This window comes from Solitalea canadensis DSM 3403, from assembly GCF_000242635.2.
GTDB classification, from domain to species: Bacteria; Bacteroidota; Bacteroidia; order Sphingobacteriales; family Sphingobacteriaceae; genus Solitalea; species Solitalea canadensis.
Window position 1 is genome coordinate 1,400,409 of record NC_017770.1, and the last position, 26,405, is coordinate 1,426,813.

A 26,405-nucleotide genomic window follows, 5' to 3' on the forward strand; every position below is an offset into this window, starting at 1 on the left:
TTTTAATTTTTTTAATCGCCGTTCCCAAACATTCTGAACCTATCGGGAATCAAAAACAGCTCTCATTTCTAACACCAAGGTTAATTACATTAATTCAATATCGGCTAACAGGCAATTTCGGTATCCATATTCCTACCATGTATTCAGTTCATGGTATTGATATTTCTCGTTATCAGCAGAAGATCAACTGGACAAAGCTTAAGGCTGTTGACCACGAGGGGGTTTCGGTTTCTTTCATTTATATAAAGGCAACAGAAGGCCTTGATGCGCTTGATCCGATGTTTGCCACCAATTGGCAGGAAAGTAGGAAGGCTGGCTTTTTAAGAGGTGCTTATCATTATTTTAAACCCAAAAAGCCAGGGAAGGAGCAGGCTGAATTTTTCCTTAAGAATGTTCAGCACTTGCCAGGTGATCTTCCTCCGGTAATTGATGTGGAAGAACGTGGTAAGATGCCATTAAAACAGTTTCATAGTAATCTTAAAAGTATGATTACTGCTATTGAGGATGAAGTAGGCGTAAAGCCGGTTATTTATACAAGCCTTCGTTTTTACCAGGATTTTATAAAACCGAAATTTCCTGATTATCCCTGTTGGATAGCCAATTATCATCATCCTAAGTTGTTATTTACTGATGAAAAATGGACGCTATGGCAACATTCTGATAAGGGAAAGATCGATGGAATTATAGGTAGGGTCGATTTTAATACGTTTAATGGTTCTTTGACTGATCTTAAGAAAATGTGTGTAAAAGATTTGTAAGCTTTTTTTCATAGTAAACATAAATTGGTTCAAGGTTCTGCTGTTGACATACTGTTGTCATTCAGCAGGACTTTTTTTGTATGCATACAAAAAAATTACACAATGAAAATCGATTTAACAAAAGAACACAAGCAGTATTACGCTGCTAAAAACACTCCTGAAATTATTGAGATAGCACCTGCACAATTTCTTTCAATAGAGGGAAAGGGTGATCCTTCTGCCCAAGAATATGCTGACCTATTACAGGCTTTGTACGCAACAGCTTATGCTGTTAAATTTATTTATAAAGGATTGGAAAAAGATTTTGTAGTAGCAAAACTTGAAGGTTTATGGTGGTTCGATGAAAATAAATACAGTGGTTTTGGCATTTCAGATGCTCCTCAGAAGATTCCAAGAAATGAATGGAGTTATCGTATGTTGATCCGAGTGCCCGACTTTGTTACAGATGTATCTCTAAAGAAAGCAGTAGAAACGGTTACAAGTAAAAAGGGAATAGCATTAGCCTCATCTGTTGAATTATTTAAAATGAACGAAGGTAAATCAGTTCAAATGCTACATATTGGTCCGTTTAGCAAGGAACCTGAAACGCTGCAAATAATGAATCAGTTTATGCAAGAAAAGAAGCTACAACGAAATGGATTACATCATGAAATTTATCTTTCCGATTTCAGAAAAACGCCTGAAGAGAAACTGAAGACGATATTGAGGGAGCCGGTGAGGTAGTTTTTTTAGTCCGGAGTCGTGAGTCAGGAGTCGTGAGTCAGGAGTTCGGAGCGTTTATGGATAGATTATAGTTCATGGATAGTTCATGGTTCATGGTTCATGGATCATAGTGCTTTTTTAGTCCATGGTCCATAGTCCATAGACCATGGTCAATTATATAACGGTAATAAATAATTATTGATAAGAGCTATTGTCTATAGTACTAGACCTAATAACTTAACTTCAATCATAAAATGTTAGAGATTGTACTTTAGGCATAGTGGTTTGTATTATCATCATGCTAATTACTATGGTCCATGGACTATGGTCTATGGACCCAAATAACACATCACGCAAATCGCCATGAACTATGATCAATGAACTATACGCTCAACTAAAATGCCTCATTAAACGCGAAATAAGTTCCCGATTCACGGGCCATTCCGTTGGGTTTGTTGCCCCAGGCGAAATCTACGCGCAGGCACATACGGGCTTTCGGATTAAACATATACCTGGCACCAAAGCCGTAAGTGGGTTTTACATCTTTCCATTCGAACTGTTGATTCATGAACACATTTCCCATTCCGGCAAATCCGGCTAGGGTTATGCGGGATAAAGAAAACAATCCGGTGTCCTTTCGATCTAGAAATGGGGTATAGCGATATTCAGATTGTAAAACCGAGTAATTTTGTCCAAGGTATCGTCCGTTATAATAACCACGCATTAAATTTGCACTTCCTAATTGTGCGAGACTATAAAAAGGGATCGTATTTCCTTGTACGGAGCTGAAATACCCTTGAAATCCAATAAACTGATTTTTGGTAACAGGTCTAAAGATTCGTCCGTCGAATGTAAACTGGTTTGTACTGTATTTGCCTGAACCAATAGTATGTACATTGATAATTCTTAGAAAATAGCCCTTATGTGTTTGATTTTCATAATCACGAGTGTCATACGTTACAACGCCTCCAAGGAAAATATCATTTCCTCCATGTTTTCCTTCTAACGTCGAATTTTCTAATGGCTTTGTGGAACTTAGGTCTGTAAATCGGGCCGACTGATACATGGAGCCAATTCCTGTAAAGAGGTTCTTCGTCACTTTTCGTTCTACAAAAGCAAGTAAATTTTTGCGGTTGGAGTTAATCTTGGGAAACTCACCATCAGGTAATGCGCCGGCGCCGTAAAAGTATACAGGGTAATCAATAAAACTGAAATTGGCATAAATGTGCCACTTGTTACCTTCTGTATAAAGGTTATTCAGCAAATTGATCATTGTTTGTTTATTTACCGTATATGAATTGTAAGAATAAACATAAGAAGGTCGCGTAATCGTTTTATCGCCTAAATGATAGGATAAAATTGCTCCTGCACCAAACTCAAATTTGGTTACCGGTGATACTCCTATTACAGGAAAAGCGATGAATTGAAAGTTCTTTTTGGTAGTTGGAGTTTTGAGCGAGGATGAGTCAGTTTGAGCGAGAGATAAAGTTGTGAGAGAGGTAAATAGAGCTAAAAAAACGTAAAAGAGTCTGGCTTTCATGTATTGCGAAAATTTGCCAAATCTAAGGTATAAGGAGATGTTTATAGTTGTTTAAACATTTTATGACATTGATATTACAAATGAAATTTTAGCTATGTTATAAGTACTAACAAATTTTATCTTTGCTGCCGAAATAAGCGTATGGCCACACGTAAAAGCAGCTCAACTCGTACATCTTCAAAAAAAAGAACCCAAGGAATCCCTATTCGTTATTTCTGGTGGAAAGTCAGTGGATTTTTATTCCTAATGTGCTTTATTGTATTCTATGCTCCAATTGTTAAAACTTTCCTTACTATTAAAGAAGCTGTATCGGGGGAGTTTACAGATTTCCGCTACACTCATGTAGATTCCTACGGAATTAAAATTCCCAAGCGTTTTAAAGTCCACGGCATTGATGTTTCTAAGTACCAGGATCGCATCGATTGGAAAAAAGTAAAAGCCATGCAGGATGAGGGTGTAAAAATCGATTTTGTATTTATAAAAGCTACTGAAGGTCAGTTTAACATCGATCCGCAATTTCAACGCAACTGGCGACAAAGTAAAAAGGAGGGTATGATCCGAGGTGCATATCATTATTTTAAGCCTCGTAAGTCAGGTAAGTGGCAAGCTGCTTTATTTTTGCAGACTGTAACCTATGAATCAGGAGACTTACCTCCTGTTATTGATATTGAAGAAACCGGACGATTGGAACCCGAAGAATTGCGTGAAAATCTTCGTGAATGGTTGGAAGTAGTTGAGAAAAAAGTAGGAGAGAAGCCCATCATTTATACCGGCTATAAATTCTACGAAGATTACCTGAAAGGCTATTTTGATGAATATCCTTATTGGATCGCTCATTACTATCAATCGAAACTCAAAATCACTGACGATACTAAATGGAGTTTCTGGCAACATTCAGATATCGGCAAAGTCGACGGAATCCGACAACCGGTAGACTTTAACGTCTATAACGGAAATCTTGAGGATTTGAAAGATTTGTGCCTGGAGTTTTAGTTTGTTGGTTCATGGTTCATAGGGCTTGTATATTGTGATATTTGGTCCATGGTCCATAGTCCATAGACCATGGTGACTTGCTTGCTGTATTAAAAGGACCATCTACAATTGTCCTTATACTATTGATCGTGAACTATTGTCTCCTGTTCTTGTCTCTTTTAATCCTACATTTTTAAAGGGAAATAACCAAGTTTTACTATGGACTATGGACCATGGTCTATGGACAAAATTATCGCGCTATACAAGCACCATGAACCATGAACTAAAAATCACGACACAATTTCCGATATATAAAAATCTATGGACTATGGACCATGGTCTATGGACAAAACTATCGCGCTATGCAAGCACCATGAACCATGATCTATGAACCATGAACTAATCATAAACCCAAAAGATTCGCGACTTCCGACTCCCGACTCAAGACTAAAAAACTTGTCCTTTTCTTCAGATATGTGTATTATCGCTTTTCAGAACCGAATGATGATAACAGATATCTGATATTTAAAAAGCAACACAAATCGATTATTGAATGAAACAAGTTTATCTAAGTGATTCCGGGCCTAAAGTTTCAGCGGCTATCTATGGTTTTTGGCGTTGGGGAACGGAAGGGGATGTTAGTGCGCAAGCTCTTGAAGAAATTGTTGACCATTGTATAGGTCTGGGTATTAATACATTTGATCATGCTGATGGTTATGGCGACCATAGTTGTGAGGAATTATTCGGCAAAGTGATGAAGTCGAAATCCGTTAAACGCAATGAAATCGTCCTGTTTACTAAATGTGGCATTATAAAGAAAGGGAGTTACGGAGCACGTATCGATCATATTAATTCTTCTGCAGAACATGTTCGAAGAAGCGTTGAAGCCTCATTAAAGAATCTTCAGACAGATTATATTGATATCTTTTTATTAGATCATCTTGATGAAATTTCTCCACTTGAAGAAACAGTAAATACTGTTCAACAACTTATAGAAGCAGGAAAGATCAAGCATTTTGGCGTAGCAAATCTTACTGCAGCTCAACATCAGCTGGTATCTTCCTATCTGCGTATTCCTGTTGTTACCAGTCATATAGAGTTAAACCTTTTAAATACTTCTGCAATAACTGACGGTAGATTTGATTTTATACGACAACAATACAGTAAGCCATTAGCTTGGTCGCCTTTAGCAGGAGGCAAAATTTTAAATGGTACTGATGCAAAAGTGCTTAAAGTGCGTGCAAAACTTGAAGAGATAGCTCAAAAATATAATGCTAACGTTGAAGAAACAGCAGTTGCATGGTTAGTGCGCATGGGTGCATTGCCAATTATTGGGGCGTTAAACAAACAACGTATCACTAATGCAGCCAGAGCATTTGAAATAGAAATGGAACACGAAGATTGGTACGATCTTTATCAAACAACATTATCATTATAAGTTGGAATTGATTTTGAAGTCCTTTGTGCAACATGAAAAAGGTATTATTTGTTATAAATCCTTTAGCAGGAGGAACTGATAAATCTGTCTTAACCGATCTGATTAACTCAGCCAATGACGAAGGGCGATTTTTATCGTCGATTTATTTAACAACCGGGAAAGAAGATAAGCAGTTGATCCTGACACTTATTGTGTCTTTTCAGCCTGATATTATTGCTATTGCTGGCGGTGATGGTACTTTAGTGATGGTTGCTGAAATAATGATGAAAAGTTCTGTAAAGCTGGCCATTATACCAATGGGCTCAGCAAACGGGATGGCTAAAGAACTGGGAATTTCGACTGATATTGAAATAGCATTTAACTTAATTACAGCAGGTCGTGAGTTAACCATCGACCTGCTTTCTATTAATAACATAATTTGTCTGCATTTGGCTGATGTAGGGTTGAATGCACGCGTAGTAAGAAGATTTGAACGGGACCCTAATCGCGGCTTATGGACTTACGGCAAATATGTTCTTCGTGAGTTATCCTTGTTGAGGCGAAATCGATTTTATATTGAAGCTGATGGTGTAAAGTTTAGGAGAAGCGCTGTCTCAATGATTTTTGCAAATGCATCCCGTTATGGAACAGGGGCAGTAATCAATCCGGTTGGAAGCTTAACAGATGGTAAATTTGAGTTGTGTATTATTAAACAATTATCCTTTTTACATTTTCTGAACCTGGTATGGAAATCTTTTTTTGGAAGGATTAGTGATTCCGATCAGGTTGAAATCATTAGTGCAGGTAAAGCCTCACTCAAAGCCAGGAGAAAAATCTTGCTTCAGTCCGATGGAGAAGTAATTGGAAAGGTTAAAAACATTGTTATAGAAGTTATTCCATCGGCGGTTTCCATTTTAGTACCACCGACTTACCTTAATTCTTCTTCGTAAAATAACTGACCTTTTTCATATTTGGAATTGATTGCCCAGCATTGACATTCAACTTTTTGATTTTCTAATTTTAACTTAAAAAAACCTCTCTTTGCTGCTCCGAAACGCAAATATTTCCCTGATTGCACCACATATTTAACCTTACTCCCAGAACCACTCACAATAAAATGATTACTGTTTTTTTCGATATACTGTAAGTTGTGCTCATGTCCGCAAGCATAAATTAATCCCGGATAACGTTTAAAAATAAGCTTAAGTTTAGCTCTCAATCGTCGATAACGAGGATGAGTAATATCTTCTCTTGCTCCATACAACTTACGATACAAAGGAAGTAACGAGCCAATTAATGGTAAAGGGAGCCAAGCATTTTTTTTATAGATAGTCAGCGGAAATAGGTGATGACGCAATTTATAACGCCCTCCATGTACCGAGTAACTATAAACCGGGGTATGACCAACAACCAGTAGTTGCTTATGTTTATTCTGATATAGCACATTATTGAGTTGTGCAAAGAACTGTTGTTCATTATCTACACAACAACCATATTGTTTGCCTGCCGGTCTAAATCCATCCTGCAGCCACCATTGAGTATTGATCACAATTACAGCTAGCTGATCATTAACATCAATAACTGTTGGTCCGGGACAACCAGAAAGCGGCTGATAAATATGCTTATCCTCAAACAGTTTTTGAATATATTTTTCTTGTCGAAGTACATACTCGTAACCGTTTGGCTTTCCTTTATTCCAATCGTGATTGCCGGAAATGAATAGTTTTTTTCCTTTAAAGTCTTTTAGTAAGGTATGATAATAGTTTAATACTTTTTCGGCATGTTTTCGCATGGAGTCGTGCTCGGGAGGCAATCCCTTTGGGTAAATTAAATCACCCAAAAAAATGACCAGGCTGTTTTCATTTGAGGGCAACTGCTCCTTAAATAAACGTAGCACCGGGTCAGTGCCATCAGTTCTGATTTCACCTGTATCACCAATTAAAACTACTTCAAAAGCATTACTTACCATTAGTTGCCACTTTCATGTTGAAGATGAGGTGTTGTATTTTTATTGGAAACATCAAGTGTATAATAGAAAAATAGACGCATTGTATTATTACTATCGTACACATTACCACTGGATTTCTGTTGATAGACATTCATGTAACCAAAATCAAAATTCAGAGATTTAGTAACGCGTTGCTTTATTCCAATAAAGAAACGATTCTGATCCATGGAATTATATACAACCTGCTTGCCAAAATTGAGCAAAATTTCATCGGCGACCATTAGCGCCGGAAGTTTTTCAGCATTCTCACCTTTAAAAACAGGAATTGTTGCACTTAACAGGTACCGAACCCGATTGGTAAATTTGGTGCCCGTTTTAACATCATTCGTTAATTGCTCTTGCCAGCGTTGTTCAACCCTTAAACGTTGCATTAATCCAATGGAAGATAGTTTTTGAGTTAACAGGAACTCTGTATAAAAACGATTTTCATCCTGCCAATTGCTCATTCCTTCCGGAGGAGTTAGCCAAAGATGGGCATAACCGGCAGCCACTCTGAAATTCGGTTTTATATAATAACCAATACCTGCGCGGGCAAACCAGAAATTAGTTTCAGCCATAAAATCCTGTCGTCGGTTATGTAAGTCGGCCAGAAATACCCAATGGTCGCTAACTTTTATTACATTGTTAATGGAAAACCAACTCATGGAATTATGATTAACCACTTTTTGAGTTTGAGCAGAGGCGGTTAATGCTGTGATAGTTAGTAAGATAGAATAGGGTAGTTTTTTTATAAAGTTACAAAGCATAAGTAAGAGCTGTTAGAGTTTACTTAAAAATACTAAAGCAAATTAAGATATGATTGAGGGTAGAAATAAAGACCAGAATCACGCGTTTTTTAGAGATTTTTTAGTATGAAAACTTCGTTAAACCAATGATTTTTAGAAAGAACCAATAGCTTCAAAATCGCGTTATGCAGATATTAATTTTTTGTAAAAAAGAAAATACAAAATAACATTTTAAGCTTTGTAATCACTTCAAAATGATAGTGTTTTCTTCATTTTTATTAGATAATGCTGAATTAAATTGAACATTTTTGTGACCTGTAATAACCTTAATCGTATTATGATCGTCGGATTACCAAAAGAAATTAAAAACAACGAAAACCGTGTAGCTCTTACACCCGGGGGGGTAACCGAGCTGGTAAAAAACGGACACACTGTGTACGTTCAAACTTCAGCAGGTAGCGGAAGCGGTTTTAGTGACGAAGAATACACTGCAGCAGGTGCTACTGTTCTTCCTACAATCGAAGAAGTTTACGCAATCGCAGAAATGATCGTGAAGGTAAAAGAGCCGATCGAATCTGAATATAAATTAATTAAAGAAAATCAGTTAGTATTTACATACTTCCACTTTGCTTCACATGAGCCTTTAACAAAAGCAATGATTGAAAGCAAAGCAGTTTGTTTAGCATACGAAACTGTTGAGAAAAAAGATCGTTCATTGCCATTATTGGTTCCAATGAGCGAAGTTGCCGGCCGTATGGCTGTGCAAAAAGGTGCTAACTACCTTGAAAAACCATTAGGTGGTCGCGGTGTGTTATTAGGTGGTGTTGCCGGTGTTGCTCCTGCTAAGGTGTTAATCTTAGGTGGTGGTATTGTTGGTACAGAAGCTGCTAAAATGGCTGCCGGTTTAGGTGCCGATGTAACCATTATGGATATCAGCTTACCTCGTTTACGTTATTTGTCAGATATTTTACCTGCAAACGTAAAAACGGTAATGTCTAACTCTTATAACATTTCACAGGCCATCAAATCATCAAACCTGATCATCGGTTCGGTATTGATTCCTGGTGCAAAAGCTCCTCACTTGATCACCCGCAACATGTTAAAAGAAATGCAGCCTGGTACTGTATTAGTTGACGTTGCTGTTGACCAAGGTGGATGTATTGAAACTTGTAAACCTACAACACACGAAAACCCAACCTTCGTAATTGACGGTGTAGTTCATTACTGCGTGGCTAACATGCCAGGTGCAGTTCCTTACACTTCAACGCTGGCATTAACAAACGCTACTTTACCTTACGTTATCAAATTAGCAAACAAAGGTTGGGTAGATGCTTGTCAGAATGACGAAGAATTACGCAAAGGTTTAAATGTGATCAATGGTCATATTGTTTACAAACCAGTTGCGGAAGCTTTCGGTATGGGTTATACACCTGTAGAAAACTACTTGTAATAGTGAACAATCAATAAATTTTTCTTCATAGATAGTGGATTAGGCGGCTCCGGGGACGGGGTCGCTTTTTTTATGTTATTGTTACACAGGATTTTTAATATCAATCCTAATTAAAGTTACATTCGCCAATCGAATTTAATTTAACTATGAAAAAGATTATTTTAACTATAAGTTATTTATTGGTTGGCTGTTATTTTACTTATGCTCAGGAAGCCGTTCCTGGAGATTCATTACAAATCAATAATCAACCGGTAATCGTCATCAAAGGAGAGGACTTACAAAAGTTTCCTTCTGGTGACTTAATGATTGCATTAGAAGGCAGAGTCCCTGGTTTTGATTCGTTTAATCAATCACAAAGTGATTTCTTGTTTATAATTGACGGCATCTATTCTAATAATGTAAACAGTATTTCCACTAGTGAAATAGAAGAAATAAAATTTTACAAAGGGGGATTAATAGCTAAAGATGGTATTTACTCGTCAACAAATGGGACTTTCGTTGTTACCACCAAAAGAAGTCATTATAACCAGCCTCTAACTACAACTTTTTTACTTCAGGGAGGTAGCAATAACGAATCGGGTAACAGCAGTTATTTTTCTCAGAATTATCAGGTTGGTGTGCACAAAGGATATAAAATAATGAAGTACGGAGCCGGACTTAGTTACTCAAGCAATTATCAAGGTGGCTTAACAAATGTTGATCAATATATCCTTAATGCTAATCTAGATGTAAAACCACTTCAATGGTTAGAAACAGGTGTTCATGTAAACTATAATCCCAATAATTTTAGTGATTCGCCTTCATCGCAATTAGAAGGAAATATTAAACAACTCAATGGCGATTTCTATTTTACCGTCAAGCCTATGAAGGGTTTAAGCAATACATTTACAATCGCAAAGAGTAAACTTAGTTATAAGTATGATCTTATTTATTCTGGAGTTACTACTGAATACATAAATTACTATTCAGCAAACCAAAATGATAATTCGATTACATTTTATGATAATAAACTAAATTACGAATACGGGTTCTTCAAGAACCATCTAATAGTGGGTGCTAGTTTAACTTATAACAGGATAAAACAAGGTTTTTCAAGCGAAATGACTTACAATAGAATCGATGAATATAATCAGCCAACTTTTTCTATTTCAGTTCAAAAAATTGACCGGTCAGTTCAGTCCTACATGGGAGGTTTGTCATTTAACGTTAATAACTGGCTGATTCTTGAAGGGGGATTTCGTATTGATGAGCCAAGTTTTGCAAGTGTTAAACATGTAAAATCACCATATGGCGCATTAACAATTGATTATAAGAACATTCTTTTTAAACAAAGCAATACAATCTCATCCGGTACTTTAAATATTGCTTTTAGTAAGCGTTCTAAGCTTATTGCAACAAATGGCTTAAGCAGTTCAATAGGTTTTACCAATGGTGTATTTCCGACCGAACCTGGTCCATTGGATAATAAGGTATTTAGTTTGTCGGCAAGCATAGGATTGTTGAAAAATTGTGTTTTAATTAATGGGGATTGGACAGACAATACCACTTCAACATTTTTTCCAAATTATCTTTCTTCTTCTAATCCATTCTCTGCTCACGAGATCAATACTAAATCCTGGAGATTATGGCTTAATTCTGAGATTTATAAATCAACTGATTTTTCCTGGAGCATGGGCATTAATTTTAGTAATCAAAAGAATAAGCTAATTCTTTCGGAAGGGAACCAAAATACTTCTCCAACAGGAGGACTTGCAATTGTAACAACCGAAGATGATGATCAGTCGTACAATAAAGTGTTATTAGGAGGAATTCAGCAAGGTATTCGTTTTAAAAAATTATCCCTTGAAATGAATGGATCCGTTTGTTTTAACAGGGATGCGTTGAATGCTTCTGTTTATCAAGTGCCTGGAAGACAGCCTATAATTAATGAATTTAAAAATTATCAGTACTTCGCAATCAATTATATGGCGTTGGGTTATTCACTTGGTAATGTATCCAAATACGTGAAAAACTCGTCACTATACCTGGTAGGAAGAAATTTAATAAGTACAACAGAGAACCAACTTTATACTAACATACCAAAATATGTTGGTTTAAGTTTAAAAGTTGAATTGTAAGAGTTTATTGTGTTTAGTCGGAGAGGGTTATTCAACTTCACTAATCAAGTTATTTTTTTAAGAGAGGGCTCTGCATCAGCAGGGTCTTTTTAGTTAATAATGTTTTTCATTGTTATATAGTTTATGGAACCATACTTAAATATTAATTTTTTTTCTTTTAATAAAGCATTTTAAAAAATAATTTTGCTCAAATTATTTTTAATGAAAAACATTCTACTCGTTTTAAGCTTGTTACTCTCAAGCTTTTCTCTTTATGCGCAATATTCCAATGATTCTTCAAAAGTGAAACTTCAAAAACCGATTGTAGTTGTAAAAGGAGATGACCTACAGAAATTTCCGTCAAACAACCTATTGGAGGCCCTAGAAGGGCGAATTCCGGGGTACGATTCTTTTTCTCATACTGCAAATGATTTTTTGTTTATAGTTGATGGTATATATACTACTAACATTAATAGTATTAACATTAATGAAATATCGGAGATTAGCTTTTATAGGGGAGGATTTACCGGATCTGATGGCATTTATGCTTCCTCTGCCGGAACTTTTGTTATTAGAACAAAGAGAGCTGAATATGAGCAGCCGTTAACCACAACTTTTTTAGTCCAGGCTGGCAATGATAATCCAACCAACCAAACTGATAATTATCTCTCTCAAAGCTGCCTGTTTGGTGTTCATAAAGGATATTCTATGCTTAAATATGGCTTCGGTCTTAATTATTCAACTATGTATAATAATGGATCTTTTGCTAATGATAATACATTTAAAGTAAACGCTAATATTGACATAAAGCCTTTAAAATGGATAGAAACGGGGCTTTACATCAATTTTAATCCGAACAAAATTAATCAAAATGAACCTTTAACAAAGAGTTCATTAGCTTTCAAACATTCAGAAAAAAGTAATTTTCTGAATGGCAATTTTTATTTAACAGTTAATCCCCTGAAAGGATTAATAAACACATTTACTGTAGCTAAGTATAAATCATCATCCGATATTAACAGAACCATATATAGTGCCACTTCAGATAACGTTTCACTTTTTGATGGTCACCATGATAATGCTATAATGTTTTATAATAATAAATTAAGTTATAAAAAGGGCTGGGTTAATGATAAACTAAAGTTCGGTGCCGATTTCATTTACAATAGGATAGTTCAAAATTCAGATAAAGAGGAAAATTTTAGTTATAACTCGACGAATGGTTTCTCAACATTGGATACCTATAATTTGAATGAATCATTCATTGGAGAGTTGACTCTTAATTTAAATGACATGTTATTATTGGAAGGCGGCTATAGATTGGACAAAATGGGGAGTATATCTGTTGGCGACAACATTATTGAATCTCCTTATGCTTCAGTTACGTTTGAATTGCAAAAAGCATTATATAAAAATAGCGAGGTCATATCTTCCACAAAGTTTAATATTGCTTTCAGTAAACGGCAAGGTACAGTTAGAAATTATGAGACTTTTTATTCAACAGGATATAGACCCGATCTTTTACCTTCAGTATCCGATCCATTGGGTAATAAAGTATATAGCTTTTCAACTACTGTTGGACTTTGGAATGATCGTGTTGTTTTTAGTGGAGATTGGTTTAATTGTAAGCATTCTACTCATATTCCAATAGATATGTCATATATGAGTGTTAATATGATTATAATGCATCCTACTGAGCTCGAAACTAATGGGTGGAGAATTTGGTTAAATACAGATATTGTTAGGTCTTCTGATTTTTTATGGAAAGCCGGAGTGAATTTTAACAAACAAAAAAGTAAAGCTGATTTGCAAACTAAAATGGTTAGTCCAGTAATTAGAAATACTAATTTTATTTATAATCCGAATAAGGAAAAAACTTACTTGGGATTATTGCAGCCAATTTTTGACGATTTCTATCAGGGAGTTGAATATGGTGGAATTCAAAATAATATATCTTATAAGAATTTATCTTTAGAAATAAACGGATCATTCTGTTTAAATAAAAAATCATTTGTTCCGTCACTAACTCCAAGTTCTACAGTAATTAATGACTTGGTTGTTAGTAATTATGAGTTGATTGACTATAATTCATTTGTGCTGAATTATATGGCTGTTGGGTATAGTTTAAACAGATCGGTTCTTAAATATGTTAATGATGCCGGTTTATTTTTAGTTGCTAAGAACATCTTAGAAATGAATAATCGTGACAATCTATATATCAGGTCTCCAAAATATTTAGGGGTAGCACTTAAAGTTATTTTATAAGAAAAAAAAGGGCACAGTAATAGTCTGTATTGCAGTGCCTTTTTTAAATTAATTCATTAAAAAATGCCTGTTCTGAATAATTTCTTCCTAAAATTCTAATAGAGTTTATTTGTTTATCTACCTTATCAATGCTTATATTTAAGTAAATGTTGCTAAAATTCTAATATCTAACTATTAACTAATCTAAAAACACTCTCATGTTACACTCTCTCGTTCGCAATTGGTGGGTCATTCTGTTAAGAGGATTTATAGCTTTAGTTTATGGAATAATTGCTTTTATATGGCCTGGTATTACATTGATCACCCTTTTATATTTTCTTGGATTTTATTTGATTGCTGACGGTCTGTTGGGCTTGTTTACGGTGATTTCAAGCTGGGGGCATCGTGAAGATAAATGGATATTAGTATTGGATGGTTTATTGAGTTTGGGGGTTGGCCTAATTGCACTAAGATCGCCAATAGAAGCTGGAATTGCAATTATCTTTATTGTAGGATTTTGGGCAATTCTAGGCGGAATAACCAAAATCGCATTTGCTATACATGTTCGTAGTGAAATAAAAGGAGAGGGATGGATTGCTTTTAGTGGAGTATTGTCGATTCTTTTGGGATTCTTTCTAATGGCAAATCCTTTGGCTGGATCCGTAAGCCTGATTTGGCTTATCGCCTCCTTTTCTATCGTCATCGGTTTTATTTGGATTGTCACCGCTTTTAGAGTCCGATCGTTTGGCAGACGTTTGAGGTATTAGCTATTAGCCATTAGCAGTTAGCTTTTAGCTAGTAGGAGCTAATGACTAACTGCTTATAGCTAACAGCTAAACTAATTAACCATTAGCCTTTAGTTAGGATAAGTGCTAATAACTAAAAGCTAATAGCTAACCGCTAAAACTACATATTCAAAGCCTCTTTCAGTTTAAGATAGCCGCTTTTACTTACCGGAATTTGAATTCCCGATTTTAGCACAGCTAAGTGAGAGTCTTTATCGTATAAATCAATTCTTACAATTTGATTTAAGTTGATGATGTATGAACGATGGATACGAACAAAATGCTGTGTATCTAACGTTTGTTCGAAGAAACTCATTGTTTTATTCTTCAAAAATGCACCTTCAGAAGTTTGAATCTTTACGTAATCATCCGAAGCTTCTAAGTACTGAATCTCATTTGTTGGGATGATCTTTATTTTTCCTTCCGCTTTTACTACCACACGGTTATTTTGCGAAGGACTAGCGGCCATGCTTTCGATAACGTTTTGTGTTGATGCCACCTGCTCTGTGGTATTATTAGTGCGCGATTGAAGCCATTTGGTTATTGCTTTATCAAAACGATCTTTTGAAAAGGGCTTCAATAAGTAATCTATTGCATTTGCTTCAAAAGCTTTGATCGCATATTCGTCAAATGCGGTGGTAAATATGATGGAAGGCGGACAATCTAATAATTCCAGCATTTCAAAACCGTTGATTTTAGGCATTTGAATATCCAAAAATATAAGATCAGGTTTATGCATGCCGATTGCCTTTACACCTTCAAAGCCATCATTACACTCTTGAATGATTTCAATATCGGTATAATCTTTTAAGTATTCTTTTACAATGGACCTTGCTAAAGGTTCATCGTCAATTAATATCGCTTTGATCATTGGTTTGTGGAATTTTTAAGGTTGTACTGAAAATGTTGTTCTCAGCACGGGTTTCTAAAAGGTCGTTTCTGCCAAAAAGCAAATACAAACGTCTGATTATCGAACTTAAACCAAAACCCGTTCCTTGCGGAATATTTGTCTGTGCGTCAAATGGGTTTTTTACATTTATTTCGAGTTCGTTATTGACGTTTTTACCAACTTTTATACTAATCTCTACTTCCTCAGTTGTATCGTAAAGTCCAAACTTTATAGCATTCTCTACAATCGGTTGCAATAACATTGGAGGTAACTTCATAAGTTTAGCATCATCTGTTATTTCAATAATTGTTTTAAGACGATGACTAAATCTCACTTTCTCTATCTCAAGGTACAATTTAAGGTATTGGATCTCCTCTTCTGCTGTGATCCATTGATTTTCTTCCTTTTTTAGCGTTCCTCTTAAAAAATCTGAAAGCTGTTGGATCATGGTTCTGGCTTCTTCAGGTTTAACAACCACCAAAGCACTGATAGAATTTAAACTGTTAAACAAGAAGTGAGGCTGTAGTTGTTGTCTTAATTTAAACAATTCAGCTTCCCGCGCCAGTTTCTCCGTTGATTCATGTACGCGCATATGTTCTTCCTGTTCTTCTTTTTTATACCATAACAAGCTTAAAATTGCCACCCAACCCACAATAAGAAATCCGATACAAAATCGTAGGCCTAATGAGTTAGAAAGGAATTTTAAGTATTCAGGTTGATCGTATAATGTTTGTGTTAAACTCACATTACTCAGAAAAAGCCATAATCCGGTAATCGATATTGTTTCTCCCAAGGTAAACAACACTTTACCTTCAGGTCTGTAGAAAACGAAAATATAGCTGATCAGTGCACAAGCACCAGCTAAAAAAAGGTTAAAAATAATACTGTCTGTCGCCGAGATCCACCAGTTAAACCCAAATGTGAAATTAAGTATAATCGTATGGAGCACAGCCCAAACAATCCACGAAGAAACGAAGACCATTAAGAATGATCTGTTTTTTAAAGGATAAGTGGCCATAAGTGGTTAATGGTTGATGGATCATAGTTCATAGAAATCTTTATTACCTATGAACTATGATCTATTAACCAGTTGCTTGATTAAATATAATGCTCTAATTGAATAAGTTGTCGTCTTACTTTTCTTGCTCTGATTCTTAAATCATCCAGATATTCTGTGGCACTGTCGGTTTCAACAATTTGAGAATATACTTCAGATTTATCACTTACAGATTGAATTTTATCGAGGGCAACTACATCAATAAATCGCCAGTTAACAAGTTCTTTTTTTACATTCAAGAAAGTAGTTTGTTGATCTAAACCCACTTCCTTAGCTTTAGAGAGCGCAGCTGAAAAATCTGCCGCTTGTATCAATCTCAATTGTTCGTCAAATTGAGGCTGATGATTACCTTCTCCTGATTGGATCTGGTAAACAAGTTTTGCAATAAACCATTCCATAGTAGTTATCAGTTAAATTGTCAGTGAAAAAGCGTTTAATAAAGCCGTAGTAGTATCAGTTAATAACTTTTAATATCGATACCACCAAATACACATGTGCCTTTAATAATCAGTATTTTAGAAGGAGCGTCACTGGCTGGCATAATCGGACGTTTGTCGTTAACTCCACCGAATACGCTTACAGTTTCCACTTTAACTTCCCAATTGGCAGGTACAAGTAATTTGGTTCCACCAAATACATTCTCGATATCCATATAAATGGTACCTTCAAAATCTGCCTGGGTAAGGTTAAGATCAACTCCTCCAAAAACAGAGCTGATTTTTCCTCCTTTAAAGTTTTTGGATAGAACAGTACGTTTAGATCCACCGAAAACATTGGTAATATCTATTACATCTTCGTCAGAAACACTTTCTGTAACACAATCATAGAACTCCTTGTTCCTTTTTGATCGAATCATCACAAATACACCCAAAAGAATAATTCCGGTAGGAACAGCATAACGCTGAAATTCGGCTGGTAAAATGCTATTATTGATCATCAGGAAGTAAGTACCGATAAGGATAGGGATGATCCAGCCTCCGCCTCTGAAATTATGTTTAGCGCCAACAAAGAGTCCGACAGCAATTAATAACGTATACCATTTGAAAATATAGTCGGGGATTAAAGCTGAGTCAATCTGATTAAGTAAATAAATCACACCAATTGCAACCAAAACAAGTCCGCCTAAAACATTATTAGGACGACCGTATTTTTGCATATGTCTTCTTCTGCGTTCTTGAAATCTATCTTCAAAGTTCGGTTCCATATTTTTATATTCTTTATATTCTTGTTTATAATCTTGATTTTCCATGATCCAAAAGTAGCAGAGATGTTTAATTGTCCAAATGCATTCCCGATGATAGTTATATAAGTCTCGGTGAATAGTAGGATTTGATCGGTGAAATATACCTCACCCTAAATCCCTCTCCTAAAGGAGAGGGACTTTTGAGACAGTGCAAGCTTGCTGTTTTCAGACGCTTTAGAAGATTTCTTAACTGCGGAATTTCGACTATGAAATCTTATCGAACACATATTCCGAGCGCTCCCTTCTCCTTAAGGAGAAGGGCCGGGGATGAGGTGAGCTTACTGTTTCAGACGTTTGAGAAGATTTCTTAACTACTGAATTTCGACTACGAAATTTTATCGAAATATACCTCACCCTAAATCCCTCTCCTTAAGGAGAGGGACTTTTGAGACAGTGCAAGCTTGCTGTTTCAGAAGTTTGAGATGATTTCTTAACTACGAAATTTCGACTATTAAATTTATGGAAATATACCTCACCCTAAATCCCTCTCCTTAAGGAGAGGGACTTTTGAGATAGTGCAAGCTTGCTGTTTTCAGACGTTTGAGAAGATTTCTTAACCAAGGAATTTCGACTATGAAATTTATCGAACACATATTCCGAGCGCTCCCTTCTCCTTAAGGAGAAGGGCCGGGGATGAGGTAAAAAGCTTATATTCGTATTATGCAAACACACACCAATAGTCTTATTCATGAGACCTCGCCTTATTTACTTCAACATGCGCATAATCCGGTAAACTGGTATCCATGGGGAGCGGAAGCCCTGCAAAAAGCTAAAGATGAAAACAAACTTATATTGGTAAGCGTAGGCTATTCGGCATGCCATTGGTGTCATGTGATGGAGCATGAATCATTTGAAGATGAGCAGGTGGCGTCAATCATGAATGAACACTTTGTTTGTATAAAAGTTGACAGAGAAGAGCGACCCGATATAGACCAGGTTTACATGAATGCCGTTCAGTTAATGACCGGCGGGGGAGGGTGGCCATTAAACTGTTTTTGTTTGCCTGATCAACGCCCTTTTTATGGAGGTACCTATTTCAGGAAGCAAGATTGGATGCGATTGCTTAATGATCTGCAAGCGTTTTTTGTTAACAAACCCAAAGAAGCCGAGGAGTATGCCGATCGCTTGCACAAAGGAATCAAACAGTCGGATGTGGTTGGTTTTGTTGCTGAACAGAAAGAGTATTCAGTTAATACCCTAAAAGAGATCGTAGACCCATGGACCCGTTATTTTGATTATTCTGACGGTGGATATAATCGTGCACCAAAGTTTCCATTGCCAAATAATTTTCAGTTTTTGTTAAGATATGCACGATTGGCAAAAGATCAGGCTTCAAATGTAATTACGCGTTTAACGCTTGATAAAATGGCCTATGGTGGTATTTATGATCAGCTAGGTGGTGGTTTTGCAAGGTATTCAGTTGATTCTGTATGGCTGGTGCCACATTTTGAAAAGATGTTGTATGATAATGGTCAGTTGGTAAGTTTATATGCTGAGGCCTATCAATACAGTGGTTCTCTTCTGTATAAGAATGTGGTAGCGGAGACGCTTGAGTTTATCAGGCGTGAGCTTACTTCACCTGAAGGGGGCTTTTATTCAGCTTTGGATGCGGATAGTGAAGGTGTTGAGGGCAAATTTTATTGCTGGACAAGAGACGAGTTGAAAGGCATTTTGAGTGATGATGAAGAGATTTTTAGTACTTACTATAACGTAACGGAAGAAGGTAATTGGGAAGAAACTAATATTCTTCACCGAAAGGAAGATGATAAGGTAATTGCGAATGCGCATGGTTTATCAGAGGATGAGTTAACAGTGATAATCGATCGCTGTAAGGCAAAGTTGATGAAAGTTCGTGAACACAGGGTTCGCCCCGGACTTGACGATAAAATCCTGACCTCGTGGAATGGAATTATGCTAAAAGGCTATATTGATGCTTACAGGGTTTTTAGAGTAGATGAATATCTTCAAACAGCTTTAACCAACGCCTCGTTTTTACTTGAAAACCTGAAACAAGCCGATGGCTCGTGGAAACGTAATTATAAAAATGGTAATGCTACGATCAATGCTTTTTTGGATGATTATGTATTAGTGGCAGAAGCTTTTATAGAATTATACCAGGCTACTTTCGATGAGCAATGGCTTGCTGAGGCAAAAGCTATAGTTGATTACTGTATCGAACATTTTTATGATCAACAATCAGGAATGTTTTATTATACCTCAAATACCGATGAGCAATTAATAACCCGAAAGTTTGAGCTCATGGATTCGGTTATTCCTTCATCTAATTCAGTGCTTGCCAGAGTATTGTTAAAAATTGGTACCTATTATCAGCAGGAGAACTATCTTGAATTAACTGCGCAAATGCTAACGAATATTAGCGAGCATATTAAGAAATATGCATCATCTTATTCGAACTGGGCATTGTTAATGTTGGAGCGTGTATTTCCTTTTTATGAGGTCGCCATTACCGGAAGTGACTGGCAAATTAAAACAAAAGAACTCGATCAGTACTATATTCCTAATAAACTCGTTCTTGGAGGAGCGAATGGAACACTACCATTACTCGAAGGTAAAATGTCCACTGAAACGAAGATCTATGTGTGTGTAAACCGTACCTGCCAGTTACCGGTTACGGAAGTAATCGAAGCAGTCGGACAAATGAAAGAGGATTTTCCACTCGTTTAATTCAATTTAAACTGGTTTACAATTTATGCTAACACTCGATTTAGGAAGACAAACATTTGGCGATAACATTAATGTAAATAATGTTTTGAGCAGAGCAGAAGTCAATGAATTACTAAACAGTTGGGTAAAAAATGATCGTTTATTACTCCATATGAATCAAGTGGGTTACCTCATGAGGCAGTGGGCATTGGAGCAGGAAGGGTTATCTGAAGATGAAGCGTGGAAGTGGGAGATGGCTGGCTTGCTACATGATGCCGATTGGGATCAGTGGCCCGACCAACATTGTCGTTTAATTATCGAAGAGCTTGAAAAAAGAGCGGTTGATCCTGAAATTATTCATGCAATTGCTTCGCATGGGCCGTTGTACTTTGGTGTGGAACCGGTAAGCAGAATGGATAAAATGCTTTATGCATTGGATGAACTTTCGGGTTTGGTCCACGCTTACTCATTAATGCGGCCCGAAAGATACGCAGGCATGGAGCTGAAAGGAGTAAAAAAGCGATTGAAGGAAAAGAGTTTTGCTGCAAATGTTTCAAGAGATGATATTCAGGATGCTTGTGAAAGAGCATTCCTGCAACTAGATGATCTGATCCAATTTATTATTAAACATCAGGGAAACGTTAATTAAGCGGATACACTGTAGTTAGGGCTCTTTTTAGGAGCCTTTTTCATTCTGATAGTCCACAACAAAAAGCCAGTAATAGAAAGTAGTGGAATACTTAACCCTGCAAAGCAATATAAAATCTTTATTGGCAAACCGCCATACTCACCAAAATGTAATGGTTTAATTATTTCATTGAACTTATCGCCGAATGGTTTGGTTGCAATCGAATTAAGTTTATCCATTTTTCCCGATGCTAATTCAACCTGTATCTTATTGGCATAATGAGAATATAGAAAGAAATCGCCTGGTAAACTTCCCCCAATTTGCATGGTTTTACTACCGGATGGCACTCGGATAAAATTAGGCTGATAATTAGGATATTGATCTTTTATACTGGCTAATACCTCATCTACAGTAATGTTTATCGTTATTTCCTTTGATGCAATCTCTTTTTTAGTTTTCTTTTTTGCTGAAGGAAAAGCTATCGAATAACTAATAAGTACACCTGTAACCGCCAGAATTAAGTTTAACAATAAACTCCAGACACCGATTGTACGATGCAACGATGATGAAAGCGTTTGCTTGTTCTTTCGATTGATTCTGGACTTGAATTGTAAGACTTTTAAAATGGATTTACGGTAAATAACAAACCCTGTAATGATTGATAAGATGAATAAAATACCGGTAATAAGTACAACAACCTTACCCGTTTGTCCAGCATGAAGATTGTAATGAAGATTCAACATCCAAACAATTATCGTGTTGTTGCTATTGATTCTTTTCAGTATTTCTCCGGTAACAGGATGGGTATAGATGCCCAGTCGCTCTTTGGGTGTACGAATACTAAAACAAAGACTTTCGTTTTCTTTCGGTGTTACATTCGTTAGCCTGATTTCAGCTCCCTGGTATTCTTTTCTAAGTTTTTTGAAAGAGGTGTCGATATTTAATTGTGCAGGATTATAGTGCACTATGGGAGGCTGTAACTGGGCACGGTCAATCTCCTCTCTGAAAACCAAAACAGAACCGCTAAGTCCAATGATCAACAAGACAAGGCCTGAAATCAGGCCTGCCAGTTGATGTATCTTAAAAATATTTTTAGTTACCGCTCTTTTCGACATTCTTATAAATGATTTTCGTAGCTAATCAACCCTGCTATTCAGTTAAAATGAATAGCTTAAAGAAAGGTTATAACGTGTTCCATTTGATTGAGTATAATAATCATCACGACCGTAGAATTGTGCATACGGAGTATAGTAAGCCTTGTTTAACAGGTTTTCGATACCTAATGACAGTCTGAGGTCTTTGTTAACACTGTAAGAACCGTTTAAGTTGAAGATGTTATAAGCATTAACCGGACCTTCTCCTAAGTTATAAGCGCCGGTCTTAGTTTTTTCAAAACGATCACGATTTCCTGAACGAACCCAATATAGACTTAGATCTAAAGCATTAATTGGTTTATAATTGATGTAAGCAGTTAATTTTGAAGGAGGAATACGTAATCCTGATAAATAATTATCTCTATCGTCAAATTCTTTATCATTATTAGTATCGATCTTACCTTCAGTATAAGAGTAGGAAGCTCCGGCTTTTACTTTTGAAGAAATGTAAGCATCAGCCACCAACTCAAAACCATAAACGCGTTCTGCTGCACGTTGAGGAACAAACCATCCGTTTTCCTGTACTAAATTGGCTCCTAATTTAGAAGTACTGATATATCCAACAGCCTCAAAATTAAAAATACCAACACGGCTGTTAAATCCTGCTTCATAATTGTTAGCAATAACAGGTTTGGTATTTAATTGTTCCACTGTATTTTCTTTTGCAGCTCGCAACGTACGACCTAAGTCGTAAATAGAAAATCCTTGTGAAAAACTAACATATGGCGTAAAAAACTGATATTTTGCCAATCGTAGACCGAAATTGAAGGTAAGTGGATTGTATACCAGTTTGCCCCCTCTAACTGCAATACTAACTGCATTATTAGGTCCTGTCGCCAATGTATTATAATCCTGAATTTTTACACTAAGGTTTTCATAACGAACTCCTGCCTTAAAAACAAGATACTCGAAAAAGTAAGTTTTTACCTGTAAGTAGGGAGCTAATGAAAAAGCATTCATGTTCGGAACCCAAACACGTCCGTCTAATAAACGTTGTGAGGTAACATCATTCAACACATCGCCACCGTAGATAATATCACCTCTGAAATTAGGAGAGAAGGCATATGGAGTTACAAAGTTTAAACGAAGTCCCTTTTTATCAGAGTTTACCTTTGACTGTCCCCCGTTGTAGAAGCTTTCTGAGTAGCCAAAAGTAGTTTCAAACTTCTGCATGTACATCGAATAGTTGAAGTCCGTATTGCCAAAAATGTTTTTCTTGGTAAATTGTAAAGCAGCATTATGGTTAAATGGAGTTCCTTCCCCATCTGTTTTACGCATACCCGGAACACCAATCGTTGGTCTTTCTCCATATTTACCTAGTTGTACAATATAATCAGACTTTTGCTCACTCCTGAAAAAGTTATACATCAGTTCAAGACGGCTTTCGTCAGAAAGATTGTAGCCAACTTTAGCAAAACCATTGAATGTATTAGTTTCACCCAAACCAAAGTCGGGACTTATAACATTTCCTTCAGCATCTTTTAGTACACCGGTTCTTTCAAAACTAAAGTTGGTTGTATAATCAATGTTTTTACCGTTGCCAAACAAAAGCTGGTTTAAACGATAACCGTAAGTATCTTTTGCATTTTTAAGTTGTCCGCTACCACCAATGGTAGTTCTGCCGCCAAATTTTTGTTCTGATGGTTTTCTGGTGATATAATTGATTAAACCACCATCTGCACCGTTACCATATATTGAAGTTGCTCCTTTTACTACTTCGATTTTTTCGATTGCAGATGGATCAATAGAGCGCATTTCTCTTGATGCTGCACGTAAAGGAGTTGATTGAGGGATACCGTCGATTAACACAAGAGCATTACGCCCACGCAAAGTTTGTCCTGTACTATAGGAAGTATTAGTTGCCAAAGCTAAACCTGGAACGGTCCAGCCCATTACATTCGTTATATTAGAATTGATGGTGGCTTGAGTAGCAATTTCTTTTGCATTAAGAACAGTAATAGTAACTGGAGTTTCGCTTTTAGTTTCCTTGGTTCTTCCTGCTGATACAACAATTTCATCTAATTGACGCTCCATTTCCTTATCAACTTTTGAGCTGTCTGCTTTAGAAGTTGATTTTGCTTTAGAGGGTTTATTTTGAGCTTGTACGGCTCCGGAAAGTGTTACACAAATAGCTAAAGCGGAAAGTATATATTTAGTCATTTTTATTTGGACTGATTTTAAAGTGCTGCAAAAGTATAAATATCTATTTTGTTTAGAATTATTTTAAATAATAAGTTTTCAACATTTCTGTTACAAATAAATTGGCTGACATAACAATGGATAATTGTACAGGAATGAGTATTTTTCGTCATCAATTAATCAATTTGCCTTATGTATGAGAATCAAATAGAAACAAGCAGAAACGAAGACATTAATAAACAGCTGCTTTATGAACTAAATACCCGATGGAAAAAAATAAAGGAGGGTGGCGGTCAAAAGTCAGCAGCTAAACAAAAAGAAAAGGGCAAATTGCTTGCACGCGAGCGAATTGCATATTTAATTGACCCAACTACTGAGTTTACTGAATTTGGTTCTTTTGCAGCTTACGATATGTATCAGGCTGAAGGAGGATGTCCTGCGGCTGGAGTAATTACAGGCTTGGGTTATGTGTCAGGGAAGTTGTGTGTAATTGTTGCCAATGATGCTACAGTAAAAGCTGGTGCATGGTTTCCAATGACCGCAAAAAAGAATTTACGTGCTCAGGAAATAGCCATGGAAAACCGTTTGCCTATTATTTACCTGGTAGACAGCGCAGGCGTTTATTTGCCAATGCAGGATGAAATTTTCCCTGATAAAGAACATTTCGGACGCATATTTAGAAATAATGCAATTATGTCGTCGATAGGCATTGTTCAAATTGCAGCAATTATGGGTTCTTGTGTAGCAGGGGGGGCTTATTTGCCGATTATGAGTGATGAAGCGTTAATTGTTAATGGTACAGGATCTGTTTTCTTAGCCGGTTCCTACCTGGTTAAATCTGCCATTGGTGAAGATATTGATAATGAAACATTAGGTGGAGCAACTACGCATTCTGAAATATCAGGAGTTACGGATTACAAATGCGAGGATGACAATGACTGTTTGGATAAAATCCGTTCTATAGTGGATAAAATGGGTGATAATCCGAAAGCAGGATTTAGTCGCATTGAGGCTAAAGTACCATCTAAGGATGAAAATGAAATCTATGGTATACTTCCCGACAGTCGTGATAAACCATTTGATATGTTGGATATTATTCATCGTTTGGTAGATAACTCTGAATTTGATGAATATAAGGAGTTGTATGGGAAATCAATTTTATGCGGTTATGCACGTATTGATGGCTGGGCTGTAGGAATAATTGCCAATCAACGCAAAGTGGTTAAATCTAAAAAAGGAGAGATGCAGTTCGGTGGAGTAATTTACTCTGATTCAGCGGATAAGTCTACTCGTTTTATCATGAACTGTAATCAAAAGAAAATCCCCTTGGTGTTTTTGCAAGATGTAACGGGTTTTATGGTTGGTTCACGTTCGGAACAAGGTGGTATTATTAAAGATGGGGCCAAAATGGTTAATGCAGTGGCAAATTCAGTGGTCCCTAAATTCACGGTCGTTATTGGTAATTCATACGGAGCTGGTAATTATGCGATGTGTGGCAAAGCTTATGATCCTCGTTTTATTGCGGCCTGGCCTAGTGCAAAAATTGCCGTTATGGGCGGTTCGCAGGCTGCAAAAACATTATTGCAAATTCAGGAATCTTCAATGAAGGCAAGGGGCGAAGAAATAACAGACGAGAAAGAACAGCAATTATTAAAGGAAATTACAGATCGCTATAACAGTCAAACTACTCCATATTATGCAGCAGCTCGTTTATGGGTAGATGAGATCATTGATCCGTTATCGACTCGCAAATGGATCTCCACAGGAATTGAAGCCGCTAACCATGCTCCGATTGAGAAGCAATTTAATGTTGGGGTGTTGCAGGTGTGATAAAATTACGGGAGTTATGGGTTGCGGGTTTCGAGTTACGTGTTATGAGTTACATATTTCGAGTTGCTTATAGCAAATTGTAATATATTTCAAGTTTCAAATTA

The 26,405-nt window shown here is 36.5% G+C and carries 21 protein-coding genes; 12 read left to right on the forward strand and 9 right to left on the reverse strand.

Annotated elements, in window-relative coordinates; genetic code table 11:
* The first annotated feature begins 137 nt into the window (after positions 1-137).
* Entirely contained in the window at positions 138-758 is a 621-nt protein-coding gene (locus SOLCA_RS05720) for a glycoside hydrolase family 25 protein (protein WP_157604521.1), read from the forward strand.
* A gap of 102 nt (positions 759-860) precedes the next feature.
* Positions 861-1,481, forward strand: a complete 621-nt coding sequence (locus SOLCA_RS05725) for a GyrI-like domain-containing protein (protein ID WP_042479392.1) — start codon at positions 861-863, stop codon at positions 1,479-1,481.
* A 373-nt stretch (positions 1,482-1,854) separates the two neighbouring features.
* On the opposite strand, the gene SOLCA_RS05730 is transcribed toward SOLCA_RS05725, so the two are convergent.
* Positions 1,855-3,000: a BamA/TamA family outer membrane protein gene (locus SOLCA_RS05730; RefSeq protein ID WP_014679505.1), complete on the reverse strand. Its 1,146-nt coding sequence runs from the start codon at positions 2,998-3,000 to the stop codon at positions 1,855-1,857.
* A 141-nt stretch (positions 3,001-3,141) separates the two neighbouring features.
* Here SOLCA_RS05730 and SOLCA_RS05735 point away from each other — a divergent pair, with 141 nt between their 5' ends.
* From SOLCA_RS05735 to SOLCA_RS05745, 3 genes are all read left to right on the forward strand, one after another.
* Complete coding sequence (locus SOLCA_RS05735; protein ID WP_014679506.1) at positions 3,142-3,993, forward strand: glycoside hydrolase family 25 protein; 852 nt, start codon at positions 3,142-3,144, stop codon at positions 3,991-3,993.
* A gap of 532 nt (positions 3,994-4,525) precedes the next feature.
* A complete protein-coding gene (locus SOLCA_RS05740) occupies positions 4,526-5,410 on the forward strand; it encodes an aldo/keto reductase (protein ID WP_014679507.1) in 885 nt (294 codons plus the stop codon).
* 32 nt (positions 5,411-5,442) lie between these two features.
* Positions 5,443-6,339: a diacylglycerol/lipid kinase family protein gene (locus SOLCA_RS05745; protein ID WP_014679508.1), complete on the forward strand. Its 897-nt coding sequence runs from the start codon at positions 5,443-5,445 to the stop codon at positions 6,337-6,339.
* Here SOLCA_RS05745 and SOLCA_RS05750 read toward each other — a convergent pair.
* Complete coding sequence (locus tag SOLCA_RS05750) at positions 6,318-7,358, reverse strand: metallophosphoesterase (RefSeq protein ID WP_014679509.1); 1,041 nt, start codon at positions 7,356-7,358, stop codon at positions 6,318-6,320. The genes SOLCA_RS05745 and SOLCA_RS05750 overlap by 22 nt on opposite strands.
* The gene (locus SOLCA_RS05755) at positions 7,358-8,143 is read right to left on the reverse strand and encodes a DUF2490 domain-containing protein (protein ID WP_014679510.1); all 786 of its coding nucleotides are present in this window, start codon (positions 8,141-8,143) and stop codon (positions 7,358-7,360) included. Before SOLCA_RS05755 ends, SOLCA_RS05750 begins: the two co-directional genes overlap by 1 nt.
* 316 nt (positions 8,144-8,459) lie before the next feature.
* On the opposite strand from SOLCA_RS05755, the gene ald reads away from it, so the two are divergent.
* The 4 genes from ald (at position 8,460) to SOLCA_RS05775 (ending at position 14,679) form a co-directional block, all read left to right on the forward strand.
* A complete protein-coding gene (ald, locus tag SOLCA_RS05760; RefSeq protein ID WP_042479396.1) occupies positions 8,460-9,572 on the forward strand; it encodes an alanine dehydrogenase in 1,113 nt (370 codons plus the stop codon).
* 146 nt (positions 9,573-9,718) lie between these two features.
* Complete coding sequence (locus SOLCA_RS05765) at positions 9,719-11,689, forward strand: TonB-dependent receptor (protein WP_014679512.1); 1,971 nt, start codon at positions 9,719-9,721, stop codon at positions 11,687-11,689.
* A 201-nt stretch (positions 11,690-11,890) separates the two neighbouring features.
* Positions 11,891-13,933, forward strand: a complete 2,043-nt coding sequence (locus tag SOLCA_RS05770; protein WP_014679513.1) for a TonB-dependent receptor — start codon at positions 11,891-11,893, stop codon at positions 13,931-13,933.
* A gap of 197 nt (positions 13,934-14,130) precedes the next feature.
* Entirely contained in the window at positions 14,131-14,679 is a 549-nt protein-coding gene (locus tag SOLCA_RS05775) for an HdeD family acid-resistance protein (RefSeq protein WP_014679514.1), read from the forward strand.
* Positions 14,680-14,818: 139 nt separating this feature from the next.
* On the opposite strand, the gene SOLCA_RS05780 is transcribed toward SOLCA_RS05775, so the two are convergent.
* The 4 genes from SOLCA_RS05780 to SOLCA_RS05795 all read right to left on the reverse strand — a co-directional run bounded on the left by SOLCA_RS05780 (position 14,819) and on the right by SOLCA_RS05795 (position 17,892).
* On the reverse strand, positions 14,819-15,568 hold the full coding sequence (locus SOLCA_RS05780; protein ID WP_014679515.1) for a LytR/AlgR family response regulator transcription factor: 750 nt from the start codon (positions 15,566-15,568) through the stop codon (positions 14,819-14,821).
* Positions 15,546-16,604 (reverse strand): sensor histidine kinase, encoded by a 1,059-nt coding sequence (locus SOLCA_RS05785; protein ID WP_014679516.1) that lies wholly within the window; start codon positions 16,602-16,604, stop codon positions 15,546-15,548. Before SOLCA_RS05785 ends, SOLCA_RS05780 begins: the two co-directional genes overlap by 23 nt.
* A gap of 80 nt (positions 16,605-16,684) precedes the next feature.
* Positions 16,685-17,041: a DUF4288 domain-containing protein gene (locus tag SOLCA_RS05790; RefSeq protein WP_014679517.1), complete on the reverse strand. Its 357-nt coding sequence runs from the start codon at positions 17,039-17,041 to the stop codon at positions 16,685-16,687.
* A 59-nt stretch (positions 17,042-17,100) separates the two neighbouring features.
* Positions 17,101-17,892: a LiaF transmembrane domain-containing protein gene (locus SOLCA_RS05795; protein WP_014679518.1), complete on the reverse strand. Its 792-nt coding sequence runs from the start codon at positions 17,890-17,892 to the stop codon at positions 17,101-17,103.
* 654 nt (positions 17,893-18,546) lie between these two features.
* Here SOLCA_RS05795 and SOLCA_RS05800 point away from each other — a divergent pair.
* A complete protein-coding gene (locus SOLCA_RS05800) occupies positions 18,547-20,571 on the forward strand; it encodes a thioredoxin domain-containing protein (protein WP_014679519.1) in 2,025 nt (674 codons plus the stop codon).
* 25 nt (positions 20,572-20,596) lie between these two features.
* Positions 20,597-21,199 carry an HD domain-containing protein gene (locus SOLCA_RS05805; RefSeq protein ID WP_014679520.1) on the forward strand — a complete coding sequence of 201 codons (603 nt, stop codon included), beginning with the start codon at positions 20,597-20,599 and terminating at the stop codon, positions 21,197-21,199.
* Here SOLCA_RS05805 and SOLCA_RS05810 read toward each other — a convergent pair.
* Both SOLCA_RS05810 and SOLCA_RS05815 read right to left on the reverse strand, forming a co-directional pair.
* Positions 21,196-22,293, reverse strand: coding sequence for a PepSY-associated TM helix domain-containing protein (locus tag SOLCA_RS05810; protein WP_014679521.1), 1,098 nt, complete (start codon positions 22,291-22,293; stop codon positions 21,196-21,198). The two genes, SOLCA_RS05805 and SOLCA_RS05810, sit on opposite strands and share 4 nt — an antisense overlap.
* Positions 22,294-22,335: 42 nt before the next feature.
* Positions 22,336-24,492, reverse strand: a complete 2,157-nt coding sequence (locus SOLCA_RS05815) for a TonB-dependent receptor (protein WP_014679522.1) — start codon at positions 24,490-24,492, stop codon at positions 22,336-22,338.
* Positions 24,493-24,663: 171 nt separating this feature from the next.
* On the opposite strand from SOLCA_RS05815, the gene SOLCA_RS05820 reads away from it, so the two are divergent.
* Positions 24,664-26,301, forward strand: a complete 1,638-nt coding sequence (locus tag SOLCA_RS05820) for an acyl-CoA carboxylase subunit beta (RefSeq protein ID WP_014679523.1) — start codon at positions 24,664-24,666, stop codon at positions 26,299-26,301.
* The last annotated feature ends 104 nt before the right edge of the window (positions 26,302-26,405 follow it).

Excerpts from the sequence above, each read along its gene's own strand:
- SOLCA_RS05790 (WP_014679517.1), bottom strand. The coding sequence starts at position 17,041 with ATGGAATGGTTTATTGCAAAACTTGTTTACCAGATCCAATCAGGAGAA.
- SOLCA_RS05775 (WP_014679514.1), top strand. The coding sequence starts at position 14,131 with ATGTTACACTCTCTCGTTCGCAATTGGTGGGTCATTCTGTTAAGAGGA.
- SOLCA_RS05750 (WP_014679509.1), bottom strand. The coding sequence starts at position 7,358 with ATGGTAAGTAATGCTTTTGAAGTAGTTTTAATTGGTGATACAGGTGAA.
- SOLCA_RS05785 (WP_014679516.1), bottom strand. The coding sequence starts at position 16,604 with ATGGCCACTTATCCTTTAAAAAACAGATCATTCTTAATGGTCTTCGTT.
- SOLCA_RS05780 (WP_014679515.1), bottom strand. The coding sequence starts at position 15,568 with ATGATCAAAGCGATATTAATTGACGATGAACCTTTAGCAAGGTCCATT.
- SOLCA_RS05745 (WP_014679508.1), top strand. The coding sequence starts at position 5,443 with ATGAAAAAGGTATTATTTGTTATAAATCCTTTAGCAGGAGGAACTGAT.
- SOLCA_RS05805 (WP_014679520.1), top strand. The coding sequence starts at position 20,597 with ATGCTAACACTCGATTTAGGAAGACAAACATTTGGCGATAACATTAAT.
- ald (WP_042479396.1), top strand. The coding sequence starts at position 8,460 with ATGATCGTCGGATTACCAAAAGAAATTAAAAACAACGAAAACCGTGTA.
- SOLCA_RS05720 (WP_157604521.1), top strand. The coding sequence starts at position 138 with ATGTATTCAGTTCATGGTATTGATATTTCTCGTTATCAGCAGAAGATC.
- SOLCA_RS05740 (WP_014679507.1), top strand. The coding sequence starts at position 4,526 with ATGAAACAAGTTTATCTAAGTGATTCCGGGCCTAAAGTTTCAGCGGCT.
- SOLCA_RS05770 (WP_014679513.1), top strand. The coding sequence starts at position 11,891 with ATGAAAAACATTCTACTCGTTTTAAGCTTGTTACTCTCAAGCTTTTCT.
- SOLCA_RS05735 (WP_014679506.1), top strand. The coding sequence starts at position 3,142 with ATGGCCACACGTAAAAGCAGCTCAACTCGTACATCTTCAAAAAAAAGA.
- SOLCA_RS05795 (WP_014679518.1), bottom strand. The coding sequence starts at position 17,892 with ATGGAAAATCAAGATTATAAACAAGAATATAAAGAATATAAAAATATG.
- SOLCA_RS05730 (WP_014679505.1), bottom strand. The coding sequence starts at position 3,000 with ATGAAAGCCAGACTCTTTTACGTTTTTTTAGCTCTATTTACCTCTCTC.
- SOLCA_RS05820 (WP_014679523.1), top strand. The coding sequence starts at position 24,664 with ATGTATGAGAATCAAATAGAAACAAGCAGAAACGAAGACATTAATAAA.
- SOLCA_RS05725 (WP_042479392.1), top strand. The coding sequence starts at position 861 with ATGAAAATCGATTTAACAAAAGAACACAAGCAGTATTACGCTGCTAAA.
- SOLCA_RS05810 (WP_014679521.1), bottom strand. The coding sequence starts at position 22,293 with ATGTCGAAAAGAGCGGTAACTAAAAATATTTTTAAGATACATCAACTG.
- SOLCA_RS05755 (WP_014679510.1), bottom strand. The coding sequence starts at position 8,143 with ATGCTTTGTAACTTTATAAAAAAACTACCCTATTCTATCTTACTAACT.
- SOLCA_RS05800 (WP_014679519.1), top strand. The coding sequence starts at position 18,547 with ATGCAAACACACACCAATAGTCTTATTCATGAGACCTCGCCTTATTTA.
- SOLCA_RS05765 (WP_014679512.1), top strand. The coding sequence starts at position 9,719 with ATGAAAAAGATTATTTTAACTATAAGTTATTTATTGGTTGGCTGTTAT.
- SOLCA_RS05815 (WP_014679522.1), bottom strand. The coding sequence starts at position 24,492 with ATGACTAAATATATACTTTCCGCTTTAGCTATTTGTGTAACACTTTCC.